This is a genomic window from Microcoleus sp. CAWBG27 (assembly GCF_020883145.1).
In the GTDB taxonomy this organism is placed as follows: domain Bacteria; phylum Cyanobacteriota; class Cyanobacteriia; order Cyanobacteriales; family Microcoleaceae; genus Microcoleus.
This window is the reverse complement of the sequence record NZ_JAHREU010000010.1, coordinates 99956-113749: the sequence shown is the minus strand read 5'-3', so window position 1 is coordinate 113749 and position 13794 is coordinate 99956. Positions and strand designations below refer to the sequence as shown.

The following is a 13794-nucleotide window of genomic DNA, read 5'->3' as shown; positions in this document are numbered from 1 at the left end:
TTGTTATTTGTTATTTGTTATTTTTGAATATTTCGCAATAATTAATAACCAATAACTAATGACTAATAGCGTTCGCGAGCAGGGACAGCACTAATGACTAATGACTAATGCCCAATGACCTGTTTGGCCACTGCCCGATGCCCAATTCCCGATGCCCAATTCCCGATGCCCAATAACTTAACTCTACCTGAAAGCAGAGAGATTGGTTGCGCTAGATGTATCCAGCGACCGAGGTTCAGTGCGATCGCTTGTCGCACAATGGATGCTGAAGGTAAACACAGATACAGTCGGAAATCTGACGACTGTAACAACCGAACTAAAGAGAGGTATCGATCGATGTTTTTTCACAAAAAGCAACTAATGTCTGCGGTAACAGTAGACGAAGCCAACCCCCGTTTTGCCCAACTGCTGCTAGAACAGTTTGGCGGAGCAACCGGAGAACTGACAGCAGCTTTGCAATACTGGGTGCAGTCCTTTCACTGTGAAAATGCAGAGATTAAGGATATGCTTCAAGATATTGCGATCGAAGAATTCAGCCACTTAGAAATGGTGGGCAAACTGATCGAAGCTCACACCAAAAACGTTGACCAAACAGAAGCTTACAAAAGCACTTTGTTTGCAGTCAGAGGTGTAGGCCCGCACTTGTTAGATAGCCAAGGTCAAGCTTGGACGGGGGCTTACGTCAACGAAGGCGGCGATGTTGTCCGCGATTTGCGCGCTAATATCGGTGCGGAAGCAGGAGCTCGCCAAACCTACGAAGCATTGATTGAACTAGCGCCGGATGCGGGAACGAAAAAGACGCTGCACTTCTTGTTGACTCGGGAAATTTCCCACACTCAAATGTTCATGAATGCCCTACAATCTATGGGCAAACTTACCGATCCGTTCTTCGGAAATATCCAGCCAGATTCAACAGTAGATTTGTTCTTTAACTTGTCCGGCGATGCCAAAGACCAACCAAATGCTTTGAACTCTGAACCTAATTTCAAGTATATCGCCGAGCCGGCTCCCCAAGGTTAATCAAAATATTCGGAAACCTATATCCCAATACGCTTCAGATAAGACCGATCCCCCCTTAGCTTGCCCCCTACTCCCCCTTAAAAAAGGGGGAACAAGAAGTCGCTCAAAGTCCCCCGACTATTCGGGGGATTTAGGGGGATCTCCGGGGAATTAACAGTGTTAACTGAGCCGTATTGACTTATATCCCCGACTTCTCTAAGAAGTCGGGGATATCACTGTTATGTTTTTTAGGAATTTAGGCTCCCAGATGTTAAAATTATTCAACATCATCGAACATTAAGCTCAAATCCATATTGAAATTGCGATCGACTTACCTATTAGTTTCTCACGGCAGCCGCGACCCCAGACCGCAAGTAGCTTTGGAAAACCTGGCTCAACTGCTGTCTGATAATTTGGCCCACTCCTTTCCCGCAGTCGCCACCGCCACCCTAGAACTCGGCCCCGCGCCACTCCACGAACAAATTTGCAGTTTTGGCGATCGTACCCTTTCGCTAGGATTTACTCAATTGCAAATCCTGCCCGTATTTTTATTACCGGGAGTGCACGTCGCCGAAGACATCCCCGCAGAGGTGGAAATTGCCCAGAAAACTTTTGGTTCCCGGTTAAAAATTGAAGTGCGCCCGCATTTAGGTTCCCAAACAGCAGGATTAACAAACTTGCTACAAACTCAGATGCAAGAGCTAGCTTTTGTCCCCAATTTGCTATCCCCAAAATGGATTGTACTATCTCACGGCAGCCGCCGCCCCGGAGGTAACTCGACATTTGAACAAATCGCCAGCCAACTCGGTGCCGAGACTGCTTATTGGTCGGTAAAGCCGAGTTTGGAAGAACGAATTGACAGTTTAGTTCGTGATGGACAGCAGCAAATAGGAATTGTGCCATACTTCTTATTTAATGGAGGAATTACAGATGCGATCGCCAAAAATGTCGAGCAGCTACAGCAGCAATTTCCCACGGCAGAACTTCATCTCGCAAATCCTCTAGGCGCCAGTGTAGAATTAGCAGACTTAATTCGGGATTTAATTCACAAATGAATCGCAAAGACACAGAAGAGGTCAAGGAAGCAAGAAAAATGTCTTTAGGTAAAGTGTATTTAGTAGGTGCAGGCCCCGGAGATCCGGGTTTAATGACTTTGAAGGGAAAAGCGCTGTTAGAGTGCGCGGATGTGGTGATTTACGATGCTTTAGTCAGCCCTCAAATTTTGGCAGTCATCAACCCCCAAGCAGAACGAATTGATGCCGGGAAACGCAAAGGCCGCCACTCGTTAATGCAGGACGAAACTACTCAGTTAATGATAGACAAAGCTCAAGATAATGCGATCGTAGTTCGTCTCAAAGGCGGCGATCCGTTTATTTTTGGGCGCGGCGGCGAAGAAATGGAAGATTTGGTGAAAGCTAGAGTTGCGGTGGAAGTTGTACCCGGTGTCACTTCTGGAATTGCGGCCGCAGCCTATGCGGGAATTCCTCTGACGCATCGATCGTACAGTTCGTCAGTCACTTTTGTCACCGGCCACGAATCAGCCGGAAAATATCGCCCGGAGGTTAACTGGCAGGCGATCGCCCGCGGCTCCGAAACCATTGTAGTATACATGGGAATCCACAATTTGCCTCACATTATCGGCGAGCTCACAGCAGCCGAATTGAGCGCAGAAACGCCCGTAGCCTTGGTGCGCTGGGGAACGCGGCCGGAACAAGAAGAATTGATCGGCACTTTGAGTACAATTGTAGAGCAAGTTGAGGCGACTGGATTTGCAGCCCCGGCGATCGCGGTAATCGGAAATGTCGTCAATTTGCACTCTATATTGTCTGGCTGTCGGCCATCTCAGACGGCGGTTGAAACCGCACCTACACAAACGATTTCTGCCTCCGCAGACTGAAAAAAATAAATTAAATCTAACCATCTTTGTCTTGAACCCGCGGAGGCGGGTTTTGTCTGTGTAGACGCGGTTTCTAACCGCCGTGTTTTCGTATATACCCGGTGAGGACTTAGGATAAGAAGGACTAAAGTCCTCACTACAAACCTATTTTCAACGCGCCACCTGCCGCATATATTCCCCCCACAACTGAGCCGCATTTGCACTACCTCCGCCAGTCGGAGAATTATCGTCATTTCCCAACCAAACTCCTGTCACCAGTTGCTGGCTGGGAATATAACCGACAAACCACAAATCTTTATTGTCATTAGTCGTGCCTGTTTTTCCAGCTTCTCCCAAGCCCAAAGCAGCACTGCTGCCCGTACCTCCTCGGACAACTCCTTGCAGCATATCAGTCATCGTATCCGCGACGCCTTCAGAAACTAATTGTCGGTTGGCAATCCCATCTTTTTGATAGTCATAAATCACCCGACAACTTTTAAAATCATTGCGATTTTTGCAATCGCTGCTATCAATAATTCGCTTGATTACGTGGGGGCGATTACCCAAACCTCGGTTAGCTAAAACCCCGAATGCACCAGTCAATTGTAATACATTGACTTCACTTTCACCTAATACTAAACCAGGGGAAGAACGCAGGGGAGATGTAATTCCCAAACGTCTCGCCATTCCTACTACATTGTCTAAGCCGACATCTTGCGCGACTCTCAAAGCAATGGGATTTTCCGACTGTGCTAAACCCCGATACATATCAGCACTACCGCTGGTTCTGGCGCAGCCGTTATAACTTTGTCCGCCCCAAGAAAGCGGCTCACAAGAATAAGTCTTACTGGGTGGGATTCCGCGTTCTAGGGCGGCTGCATAGGTGAAAATCTTAAATGTAGAACCGGGCTGTCTCAATGCTTGCGTTGCCCGATTAAACTGACTTTGCAAGTAATCTACGCCCCCAACTAATGCTAAGACTTCCCCGGTTGTAGAATTGAGAGTTACTACAGCTCCTTGAGAAAAACCTGCATTCGCTCCGGCATTTTCTACGGCATTTTTGAGAGAAGATTCAGCTACTTTTTGCAGGCCGGGATTTAAGCCTGTTTCTACAATGAAATTGCCTTCTCTGGCTAACTGCTCGCCCAACAAAAACTCCAATTCGTCAAATACATAATTGTAGAAATAAGGCGCGATCGTACTTTGCAGGTATTGGCGGGCTTTGGGATTGATGTCAATTCGCGATCGCCTCGCGCGATCGGCTTCTTCCTGAGAAACCGTCCCCATGGCGCGCATTCGTTCGATTACTCGATCGCGATACTGCACCGCCAACTGATAATTTTGAATCGGATTAAAACTGTTTGGCCCAGGCAAAATCCCCGCCAAAGTCGCCGCCTCCGATAAAGTCAAATCCTTCGCCGACTTGGCAAAATAAAATCGAGACGCATCCTCAAAACCGTAGAGGTCAATTCCCAAAAACACGCGATTTAAATAAGTCAGCAACAGCTCATCTTTGCTGTAATAACTCTCCAGTTTCAAAGCAACTACTGCTTCCCGGAATTTGCGTCCGCCCGAATCTTGAGTACCTACATAATCTCGAAACAAACTCCGGGCTAACTGCTGCGTCAGAGTGCTACCGCCTTCGCGAATTCCTCCCCCGCGCACATTGGTCAACAGCGCCCGCAAAACGCCGATCGGATCTACGCCCAAATGCCAATTGTAGCGGCTGTCTTCCGAAGCAAGTACCGCCTTGGATAAATAAGGCGAAAAATCCTGCAATTGCTTCAATTCTAAGTGAGCGTTATTCTGAGGGGGACGCAGCGGAGTTTGTCCGTCGCGGGCGTAAACAATCACGGGGCCGTTGATACTTCTGGGTAGAGGCCGCACTTGAAACTTGGTCGATTCAACACCAACCAAAATAGCTATCAGAGTGGTGATTCCGCTAACACCGTAAAAGCTGTAACGCAAAAATTCTAAATACCAAGGTGGCGGATCTACATACTGAACTCTGACGGCGGCGGCGAGTTCGGGCGGCCCTAATGTGAACACGTCTCCGTGACGGAGGGACATACTTTTAATTCGTCTTTTCCCTCTGTAAATGCCGTTGGTAGAGTCTTCGTCTTTAATTACAAAAGGTGTTCGCCGTCGAGTATCCCGCGACAGGGATAGGTGTACGTGACTGACAACGGGATTGCGAACTACAATATCTGAAGCTTTGGACGATCGACCTAGCAAATATCGATCGCCCAATAGCGGATAAACCTCAGCTTTAGCCGCACCTGCATCCTGCACCCACAGTTCGGGTACTTTGGCATTCGGTTTCAGGGCTAGCTGGTTAAAATTAACCTTGGCAATTGTCTGGACTGCTTGGGTAATTGCACCCAAGACGGTTTGAGGTTTGCGGGGCGGCTGCGGTGGGGTCATATTTCGCGATGGACTACGATCGAGCGATCGGCTCTTGCACCATTCTACTCGCAACTTTTGGCTATTTTCAGGATCTGTCCCATACTTTGGGCGATCGACCGTCGATGTTAGATTTTAGATTTTAGATTTTAGATTTTAGATTTATACCGTGTCCTGTCAATTACCTAAAATTAAAAAGGTTCGATCGTTCGGACTTTAGTCCTACTAGCGATTCCCAGCAAAATATTATAAATTTCCTAAACAATGAACTGTTTATCTAACATTTATCCTCGATTTATATCATTTATCAAAACTTTTGCTACAAAACAATTGTTCGGATTGTTTGATCGACCTCGATCGAGGCTAATTCTTAGGTACGTAGTTGCGCTTAAGCGCTCCGATCTTAATATATATAGCCATCCTAAATCATTATCACGGGCGGCGAACATAAATGTGATTTCGCCTAAATCAATCAGGGACACGGCTTGACCTAAGTCCCTACAGGTACTCATGAAAATCCTGCGAGGATTGCGATAAGAGCGCTTAAGCGCAACTACGTACCTTTATTTAGTGTGACAGTTGCGTCTAAGACTGAATTAATTAAAACCCCCCTTTTTCAAGGGAGGTTTTAGGCGTAAAATACGCAATATTGTCCTTACATCGAAGAACCCAAACCGGCATAAGCACCGTAGAAGAAAAGGCTCAAAATGCTCAGAGCACCGAGACCTGCGACAGTAGCTACCAGCCACAAAGGAATTCTGCCACTTTCACTAAACATAGCGATCACCTCACTAATTCACAGCTAAACAAATTGGATTGAATCACAGAGATTGAACTGAAACACCAGTTAGTTAAAGAAATAACTGGAGAACAAAATCCCCAACACAAAAATCAGCAATAAACCCAAATAAAGAGAAGTCCGGTTTAACTCGACCGGCTGCTCGTTGGGATTAGGGGCGCGTTCAGGCATTATAAACTCCTATCGTTGAATAAATTGCATTGCTGCGATCGCGCCCAAAAAGAAAATCGTTGGGACACCTAAAGTATGAACAGCCAACCAGCGTACCGTAAAAATCGGATACGAAATTGGCTCATTGTTTGGCGTTCTGCTCGTCATTTTTCCAAATCCTTGTAAAATTACTTGCCAATGAACTGATCTACTTGTTTCTTAGCTTCAAAGCGATCCGAGATAATCGGAACTTCTTCGCGCTGCTCTGTGAAATACTGGTTAGGGCGAGGAGTTCCGAAAGCATCGTAAGCCAAACCAGTTTGCACAAACAGCCATCCAGCAATAAACAAAGCTGGAATGGTGAGGCTGTGAATTACCCAATAACGGATGCTTGTAATAATGTCCCCAAACGGACGTTCTCCAGTTGTACCGGCCATTTAGAATCCTCCTTTCAACAACAAATCGACAGACAATCTCTATTACTATTCTACTATCAAGCAGCTTGCGCTGAACCTTGATATTTAAGTAGAGTACCGCTCGCACCAATCACGAATCCGCGATCGGGGCCCATAAAGACAATCCTGTAAAAATTAGCAGGAACGTCCTCAACTTCGCGGTCTTTTTGCCAAGTTTTCCCGCCATCCAAACTGCACAGCAAATTGCCGCCGCCGCCGGCTACCCAAACTTCATTATCAGTCCGGTAAGCCATGTCTAGCAAACCCCAACTCGCTTTGCGATCGGGAAAAAACGGTTTTCCCCAACCTTCAGCCTCGGAGGCATCACTAAACTGAATCTGACCGCCCCGGGCGATCATCCACAAACGCCCGTCTTTGGTAAAGCCCATGTTTTGCAAGCGCCGAGAACTGTTGCGGTTGTGGGGTTCCCAAGCTTGTTGTCCTGGTTTCCACACTGAGTAGAAATTACCTTTCGAGGATACCGCAACATACTGCCCGTCTTCCGAGCGGTTGATATTGCGAACTACCCCAAAAGAGTCCTGCACGATCGCTTTCCAATTTTTGCCACCGTCAGAAGTGCGGTAAATCGCGCCTACATCCGTCGTCATATCAGCCGTATTTGGGCCAATAGCGGCGATCGTACTTGGAGAACCTGGTAACTGAGAGCTCAAAGCAATCCGCGTCCAAGACTTGCCCTCATCTTCTGTGTGGAGCAAAATCGAAGGCTGACCGACAATCCAGCCTTCGGAACCGGAAAAACTCACCGACGCAAAACGCGATCTCGGCTCATCTATATCCAGTGCTACTGGCTTCCAGTTAGTCCCGCCGTCGATCGTTTCAAATAGAGTCGCCTCAGAACCAACAACCCAGCCGTGCTGGTCATTTCCCGTAAAGGCAATATCCTGTAAATTAGCTTCCGTCGGCAAGGAAATCACTTGCCAAGGGTTGTAACTCACAGAACCGATCGTGCTGCAACTCGTACAGATGAGTGCAGCCACCAATAACATTACAATTCGTTGCCAAAATCTCACAATCGTCTTACTGCAAACCATACATACTAAGTAACAACAAGAAACCAACGACCAAGCCGCCAAAAATCAGCAAACTTTTTTGACCTTCAGTCATGCCGTTGACGCCGACACCGTAACGCTGATTTGCCTTAAATCCCGATACCCCTTCCATCTGGCCGAGATTTTGAAACATCGACTTGCGCGCAGCGCAAACTGGACATACCCAAGTCATAGGCAAATCTTCAAAAGCCGTACCCGGGGCAATGTCAATTTTAGGATTGCCCTTTTTCGGATCGTAGACGTAGCCGCAGGCGCGGCACTCGTGCCGATCGAGGGTTTTAGTCTCAGTGGCCGGATCGCTCATAAATCCAAAATTATGGGTCAGCTAACCGTGAAGTACCTCAGCTAAACTTTGCAGCAGTTGGGGCTTCCAACTAAAACTCAGGTTAGGACGGTCTTATTCGTCTTCGAGGTTTCCCGTCTCAACCGCCGATGCCACCGCACATCACAGGGATGTTCGACACAAAGGGTCGGTGGTGGTCTTAATCAGCGTCCACAGGCAGCCACCCGTCTTCCACAGGCAGTTAGAATATCGTTTACCCAATCCTGAGATTGCGGTTTTATTAAAATATACATTAAAAATTATTGCAGAAGATGGACAATTAATCTCGATCGACTCGTAATTTTAGCTACCCAAAATCTATATAATGTGAAGACAAGTTACAAAACCCTTTCACAGAGGCAGTAATTATTCACCGTGTTTGCACTTAGCGGCTACGAGTATTTCTTAGGCTTCCTGTTAATTTCGAGCCTAGTGCCCATCCTCGCCCTCACGGCGTCTAAGGTACTGCGGCCCAAAAGTCGTCCCTACGACCGACGCACTACCTACGAATCTGGCGTCGAGCCGATCGGCGGAGCCTGGATTCAGTTCAACATCCGATATTATATGTTCGCCCTGGTCTTCGTCATCTTCGACGTAGAGACCGTATTCCTCTACCCTTGGGCGGTAGCTTTCAACCAGCTAGGACTCTTGGCTTTCATCGAAGCCTTGTTTTTCATCACGATCCTCGTTATAGCTCTTGTATATGCTTGGCGCAAAGGAGCCTTGGAATGGTCTTAAGTTCTGACAAATCACAAAAATCGCTAATTGTCAATCCGGCAGAGCGGCCGCAAGTCACATCCGAATTATCCGAGAACGTCATCCTAACCACGGTTGACGATATCTATAACTGGGCGAGACTTTCCAGCCTGTGGCCGTTGCTTTATGGCACGGCTTGCTGCTTCATCGAATTTGCAGCTTTGATCGGATCGCGCTTCGACTTCGACAGATTTGGTCTAGTACCGCGATCGAGTCCGAGACAAGCTGACCTGTTAATCACCGCAGGTACAATTAGCATGAAGTACGCCCCCATCTTGGTGCGGCTGTACGAACAAATGCCCGAACCCAAATACGTGATTGCGATGGGCGCGTGCACGATCACCGGCGGAATGTTCAGCGTAGACTCCCCGACAGCAGTCAGAGGCGTTGACAAACTGATTCCCGTAGATGTGTACATCCCCGGCTGCCCTCCGCGTCCCGAAGCGATTATTGACGCAATTATCAAACTGCGGAAAAAAATCGCCAATGACTCAATGCAAGAACGGGCTAACTTGCTGCCAACTCACCGCTACTACACCAGACCCCACAAAATGAAAGTAGTAGATGACATTTTGGACGGCAAATATTTGTCAATTCCCGGCCGGATGGCCCCACCGAAGGAATTGACGGAAGCAATGGGAATGCCCGTACCGCCCGCCCTGCTAGCAGGACAAAAACAGGAGGTACAACGTGGCTGAGACAGAAACTTCAATTGTTGAAGCTGGGAAGGTTTCTCAGTGGTTGACTCAGAATGGCTTCGAGCACGAAGCTTTAGCGCCCGATAATTTGGGTGTGGAAATCTTAAAGGTCGATCGAGAATTCCTAATTCCGATGTCAACAGCACTGTACGCCTACGGGTTCAATTATATGCAGTACCAGTGCGCCTACGACCAAGGCCCCGGACAAGATTTAGTCAGCGTCTACCACTTGGCTAAATTGACGGATAATGCTTCGCATCCCGAAGAAGTCCGCGTCAAAGTATTCATCCCCCGCGAAGATCCGAGAGTGCCATCAGTCTACTGGATTTGGAAAGCGGCAGATTTCCAAGAGCGGGAATCCTACGATATGTACGGCATCGTCTACGAAGGACATCCGAATCTGAAACGGATTTTGATGAACGAAGATTGGGTAGGCTGGCCGCTGCGGAAGGATTACATTTCCCCTGATTTTTACGAATTGCAAGACGCTTATTAAGTGAGTTTTGAGTTTTTAGCTCAAAATACAGTTCGTCGTTTTACAAGCACCTACTTCTTTGAGGAGTGGGTGCGTTGTTTTTCGGAAAGGTCGAGCGAAACTTTTTGGGATATGATGAAAGTGCGATCGTCAGCTTGCCGCATTTTTAATGTCTGCTTATGCCAAAAAAGATTAGAGAACTCAAAAGCCTGCTGCTCAAAGCTGGGTTTACTTATCGTTCGGCAAAAGGCAGTCATACAAGATGGGTTCATCCTTTACTACCAAATGAACCAATTACCATTGCTGGAAATGATGGCGATGATGCGAAACTGTATTTAGAGAGAGAAGTTAATCGAAAAATTGGAATATTGAAAGCAATTGAAGAAGAGGAGTCTGAATGATGAAATTACCTTATATAATTGTTATTCAATGGTCGGATGAAGATAATTGCTATCTAGTTCACTTACCTGATTTTCCATCTCAGCAGTTCCACACTCACGGAGATACCTACGAAGAAGCTTTGCATAATGCAGTAGAGGTATTAGAGCTTTTAGTTGAAGAATATCAGGCAGATGGTAAATCTCTCCCAGAACCTAAAACTTTAGCAGAAAATTTGCTGTTTGCTTGAGTGTAGATTTTGAAGAGATCGCCTTTCTCAAAAAAACAGCGATCGCAACGGACGCACTTATGAATCTGTCGGGCTTGATCCAGAGCAAATCGTGGTGTTGTACTTTGAGCCAGCATCGCCCGATCGCAAACTCGAAATAGTTGCAGTATAAGCCTGAGTATACGATCGCGATCGCCCAATCTGCACAAAAGATGGCTAGTCGGCGTTTGCACCAGACAAATATCGATCGGCAGATTTCACATTTGCTGGGTCTAATTTTTAGCTGATAGGAATATCACCCTAATATTTTGACTCCGATTGCATCAAAGATCGAAATCGTACATCATCTCGGATACTGTCAAAATCTGGGTTGTGTTTTGCTTCTATTCGGCTTCGGCGAGGTGCAATATCGATTGCTTTCTGTAGATTATCGATCGCCTGTTCAATCTCACCTTGTAGTGCGTAGCAGCAGGCTTTACCGTAATAGCCACTCTCATCCTTGGGATCTTGCTTAATCGCTTGTTCACACTCAACCAGGGCTTCGGTATATCGACCAGCCCTTGCCAAAATAATGCCACGATTAGCCCTGAGCAAAACTTCTTGAGGCTCTAAGTTAATTGCCTCATCAATAGCTGCAATAGCTTTCTCAAAATTATTAAGAAAACTTAATGTTAGTGCTTGATTATTCAGTGAACGATAATTACTAGAATCAATCTCAAAAGCTCGATCACAAGCAGTAAGGGCTTCCTCATATCGCTCTAAAGCAATGAGAGTACTCCCTCGATTTGACCAAGCATTAGCAGATTTAGGATTGATTTCAATTGCTTTTTGATAACTTTCCAGTGCTTCCTCATATCTCTCTAGAGTAATAAAAAAATTTCCTAGATTTACCCAAGCATCAACAGATTTAGGATTGATTTCAATTGCTTTCTGATAACTTTCTAGTGCTTCCCCATATCTCTCTAGATTAAGGAAAACATTTGCTAGACTTGCCCAATAACTAACTGATTTAGGAGCGAACTCTTGCGCTTTTTCGTAACTTGCTAGTGCCTCATTGTATCGCCGTAGATTATTAAGAGCATTCCCTCTATTTGCCCAGGCATCAATAGATTTAGGATTAATTTCAATTGCTTTTTGATAACTTTCTATTGCTTCCTCATACCTCTCTAGACGATTGAGAGTATTACCTGTATTTACCCAAGCATCGACAGATTTGGAGTTAATTTCAATTGCTTTTTGATAATTTTCCAGCGCTTCCTCATATCTGTCTAGATTATGGAGAGCAATTCCTTTATTTATCCAAGCATCAACAGACTTAGGAGTAATATCTAAAGCCTTGATACAACTTTCTAGAGATTCCTCATATTTTTCTAGATCATTCAGGATAATCCCCTTGTTGATCCAAGCATCAATAGACTTAGGATCGATATCTAGAGCTTTTTCAAAACTTTGCAGCGCTTCCTCATATCTCTTTAGATTATTAAGTATCTTCCCTCGATTCACCCAAATATCAACAGATGTAGGAGAGAGATGTAGTGCTTTCTCAAAACTTTTTAGTCCCTCCTCAGATCTCTGTAGATTACCTAGAATAGCCCCTCGATTTATCCAAGCATAAACATATTCATGATTAAGGCTAATTGCTTTTTCAAAACTTTCTAGTGCTTCCTCAAATCTCTCTAGATTTGCTAGAGCAACACCCTGCCCAAAAAAAATGCACTCATTATCTTTCTCTAACTCGAGGGCTTTCTGATAACAATCCAGTGAATCCTCGTAAAGTTCTACACTTGTTAGTAAGTCACCGAGACTTGAAAAAATAACAGACATCAGTTTAGGATGGCAGTGAGTTAATTTTTCAGACTGGCTTTTCGCTTGCAAAAGTGAATCAGTTATTTCTCTTAATCTATTGCAACGTAAAGACTTATAGATCAGTCCTGCACACTTGCCTAGACTATCCTTGAGATCGTCAACAGATTTCAAGAGGGATTGAATAGATTCCTCAATGTATTTGGAAAATGCCTCAATTTCTGTTTCCGAAGGAGTATTCTCACCTTCAAATTTAATCTTGTAGTTTGTTGGGCGTATACGTAGAAAATGCCAGCCAAAGCTAAGAGCCTTTCCTGAGTCTTTTAAAAATTTGTCTGTCGCTTTGGGAAGCAGATGCTGGTTCTCTTCATTCATCTCTGCACAAATGAAAGCAAAGGGAGCCATAAATATATCTGGTTCTTTCAGAGAAACTGCGGTAAACACCTGTTCAATATATTTTTGGAGTCCTTCCTTTCCATTGCCAAAAAGACCGTAATAGAGAAACTCTGAAATCAGTTCTCGCCACTCCTCCTCCTCATAGGGATCGGGTAACAACATTTCAGGAGTAACAAGTTCATCTGCTTGCTGCTGGAAGTAATTGGCTAGTAAAGCATGAGTTTTGCGAAACTGATTTTGACCTTCCTGAAAATATGACTGCCGAAAGACATCCCGCGCCACCTCATCTAAGCGGTAGCGCCCTTTGGTAAACTCCACAAAATCAGAGAGTTTCAGCCATGCAAAATAATCCTCTGCATTGTCGGAATATTGTTGTAAGCCTAAGTCAACGTTTTTCAGCAAATACCGAATCATCGCCAGATCGAACCACCGACAACAAGCTACCACATACAAAATTTTCCGCTGCTGGGAATCTATTCCCTGCAAAAGTAATTCAGCGATCGCTTGGTTCCCTTGGGAAAAATCAGGTTCTTTACCTTCTTCTCGTTGCTTCCGTACCCAATCTACATAATATGGTAATCCCTGTGTTGCTTTGTAGATTTTGGCGCGTATACCGCCATTTTCAATGCCAATTTGCTTGAGATAGTCGTCTGTATCTTTCTTGCTAAATTTCTTAAGCGGCGCTTCATGGAGCAATTTTCGATCTTGGTTGAGCTTGCGCCAACCCTCATCTGCTTGCAGCGATCGCCGCCCTACAACCACAAGCCTTACTGGTGCAGAAGACAATACAGTATCTTCGACTAAATACTGCCACAGCCATTGATTCAGGTAAGACTGTGCTTTTTCATAGGTATCCAAAATCAGCACTAGCGATCGTCCTCTACTTTGGGCCATTTGCATCAGACTTTCCGCAAATGCCTGCGTTAGTTTGGGAACTGGTTCTAACATTAGAGCCTGTAGATCCGGCCGATCTTTGGTTGCAGGG

The 13794-nt window shown here is 45.6% G+C and carries 17 protein-coding genes; 9 read left to right on the top strand and 8 right to left on the bottom strand.

Annotated features, from left to right (window positions below; all coding sequences use genetic code 11):
• Nucleotides 1-114 precede the first annotated feature (114 nt).
• From QZ938_RS08625 to cobA, 3 genes are all read left to right on the top strand, one after another.
• Entirely contained in the window at nucleotides 115-1020 is a 906-nt protein-coding gene (locus QZ938_RS08625) for a manganese catalase family protein (RefSeq protein ID WP_363318803.1), read from the top strand.
• Nucleotides 1021-1319: 299 nt separating this feature from the next.
• Nucleotides 1320-2054 (top strand): sirohydrochlorin chelatase, encoded by a 735-nt coding sequence (locus QZ938_RS08620; RefSeq protein WP_293350872.1) that lies wholly within the window; start codon nucleotides 1320-1322, stop codon nucleotides 2052-2054.
• Nucleotides 2051-2896 carry a uroporphyrinogen-III C-methyltransferase gene (gene cobA, locus QZ938_RS08615; protein ID WP_293144434.1) on the top strand — a complete coding sequence of 282 codons (846 nt, stop codon included), beginning with the start codon at nucleotides 2051-2053 and terminating at the stop codon, nucleotides 2894-2896. The genes QZ938_RS08620 and cobA overlap by 4 nt, the downstream gene beginning before the upstream one ends.
• A gap of 150 nt (nucleotides 2897-3046) precedes the next feature.
• On the opposite strand, the gene QZ938_RS08610 is transcribed toward cobA, so the two are convergent.
• From QZ938_RS08610 to QZ938_RS08580, 7 genes are all read right to left on the bottom strand, one after another.
• Complete coding sequence (locus QZ938_RS08610) at nucleotides 3047-5299, bottom strand: transglycosylase domain-containing protein (RefSeq protein WP_293350816.1); 2253 nt, start codon at nucleotides 5297-5299, stop codon at nucleotides 3047-3049.
• A 634-nt stretch (nucleotides 5300-5933) separates the two neighbouring features.
• Entirely contained in the window at nucleotides 5934-6056 is a 123-nt protein-coding gene (locus tag QZ938_RS08605; RefSeq protein WP_293175784.1) for a photosystem II reaction center protein J, read from the bottom strand.
• Nucleotides 6057-6125: 69 nt separating this feature from the next.
• The gene (locus QZ938_RS08600; protein WP_293175782.1) at nucleotides 6126-6248 is read right to left on the bottom strand and encodes a photosystem II reaction center protein L; all 123 of its coding nucleotides are present in this window, start codon (nucleotides 6246-6248) and stop codon (nucleotides 6126-6128) included.
• A gap of 9 nt (nucleotides 6249-6257) precedes the next feature.
• Nucleotides 6258-6395 carry a cytochrome b559 subunit beta gene (gene psbF / locus QZ938_RS08595; protein WP_006635504.1) on the bottom strand — a complete coding sequence of 46 codons (138 nt, stop codon included), beginning with the start codon at nucleotides 6393-6395 and terminating at the stop codon, nucleotides 6258-6260.
• Nucleotides 6396-6415: 20 nt separating this feature from the next.
• A complete protein-coding gene (gene psbE / locus QZ938_RS08590; protein WP_293144446.1) occupies nucleotides 6416-6664 on the bottom strand; it encodes a cytochrome b559 subunit alpha in 249 nt (82 codons plus the stop codon).
• A gap of 56 nt (nucleotides 6665-6720) precedes the next feature.
• Nucleotides 6721-7734, bottom strand: a complete 1014-nt coding sequence (locus QZ938_RS08585) for a photosynthesis system II assembly factor Ycf48 (protein ID WP_293350813.1) — start codon at nucleotides 7732-7734, stop codon at nucleotides 6721-6723.
• The gene (locus tag QZ938_RS08580) at nucleotides 7721-8056 is read right to left on the bottom strand and encodes a rubredoxin (protein ID WP_293144452.1); all 336 of its coding nucleotides are present in this window, start codon (nucleotides 8054-8056) and stop codon (nucleotides 7721-7723) included. The genes QZ938_RS08585 and QZ938_RS08580 overlap by 14 nt, the downstream gene beginning before the upstream one ends.
• Nucleotides 8057-8449: 393 nt before the next feature.
• Here QZ938_RS08580 and ndhC point away from each other — a divergent pair, with 393 nt between their 5' ends.
• From ndhC to QZ938_RS08550, 6 genes are all read left to right on the top strand, one after another.
• Nucleotides 8450-8812 carry a photosynthetic/respiratory NAD(P)H-quinone oxidoreductase subunit C gene (gene ndhC / locus QZ938_RS08575; RefSeq protein WP_006635500.1) on the top strand — a complete coding sequence of 121 codons (363 nt, stop codon included), beginning with the start codon at nucleotides 8450-8452 and terminating at the stop codon, nucleotides 8810-8812.
• The gene (ndhK, locus tag QZ938_RS08570; protein ID WP_293350810.1) at nucleotides 8803-9528 is read left to right on the top strand and encodes a photosynthetic/respiratory NAD(P)H-quinone oxidoreductase subunit K; all 726 of its coding nucleotides are present in this window, start codon (nucleotides 8803-8805) and stop codon (nucleotides 9526-9528) included. Before ndhC ends, ndhK begins: the two co-directional genes overlap by 10 nt.
• On the top strand, nucleotides 9521-10024 hold the full coding sequence (locus QZ938_RS08565; RefSeq protein WP_293350807.1) for an NAD(P)H-quinone oxidoreductase subunit J: 504 nt from the start codon (nucleotides 9521-9523) through the stop codon (nucleotides 10022-10024). Before ndhK ends, QZ938_RS08565 begins: the two co-directional genes overlap by 8 nt.
• 158 nt (nucleotides 10025-10182) lie before the next feature.
• Nucleotides 10183-10404 carry a type II toxin-antitoxin system HicA family toxin gene (locus QZ938_RS08560; protein WP_293350804.1) on the top strand — a complete coding sequence of 74 codons (222 nt, stop codon included), beginning with the start codon at nucleotides 10183-10185 and terminating at the stop codon, nucleotides 10402-10404.
• A complete protein-coding gene (locus QZ938_RS08555) occupies nucleotides 10404-10631 on the top strand; it encodes a type II toxin-antitoxin system HicB family antitoxin (protein WP_293350869.1) in 228 nt (75 codons plus the stop codon). Before QZ938_RS08560 ends, QZ938_RS08555 begins: the two co-directional genes overlap by 1 nt.
• A gap of 140 nt (nucleotides 10632-10771) precedes the next feature.
• Entirely contained in the window at nucleotides 10772-10897 is a 126-nt protein-coding gene (locus tag QZ938_RS08550) for a hypothetical protein (protein ID WP_293350801.1), read from the top strand.
• A 13-nt stretch (nucleotides 10898-10910) separates the two neighbouring features.
• Here QZ938_RS08550 and QZ938_RS08545 read toward each other — a convergent pair whose 3' ends face one another.
• A complete protein-coding gene (locus tag QZ938_RS08545; protein ID WP_293350798.1) occupies nucleotides 10911-13757 on the bottom strand; it encodes a tetratricopeptide repeat protein in 2847 nt (948 codons plus the stop codon).
• Nucleotides 13758-13794: the final 37 nt, after the last annotated feature.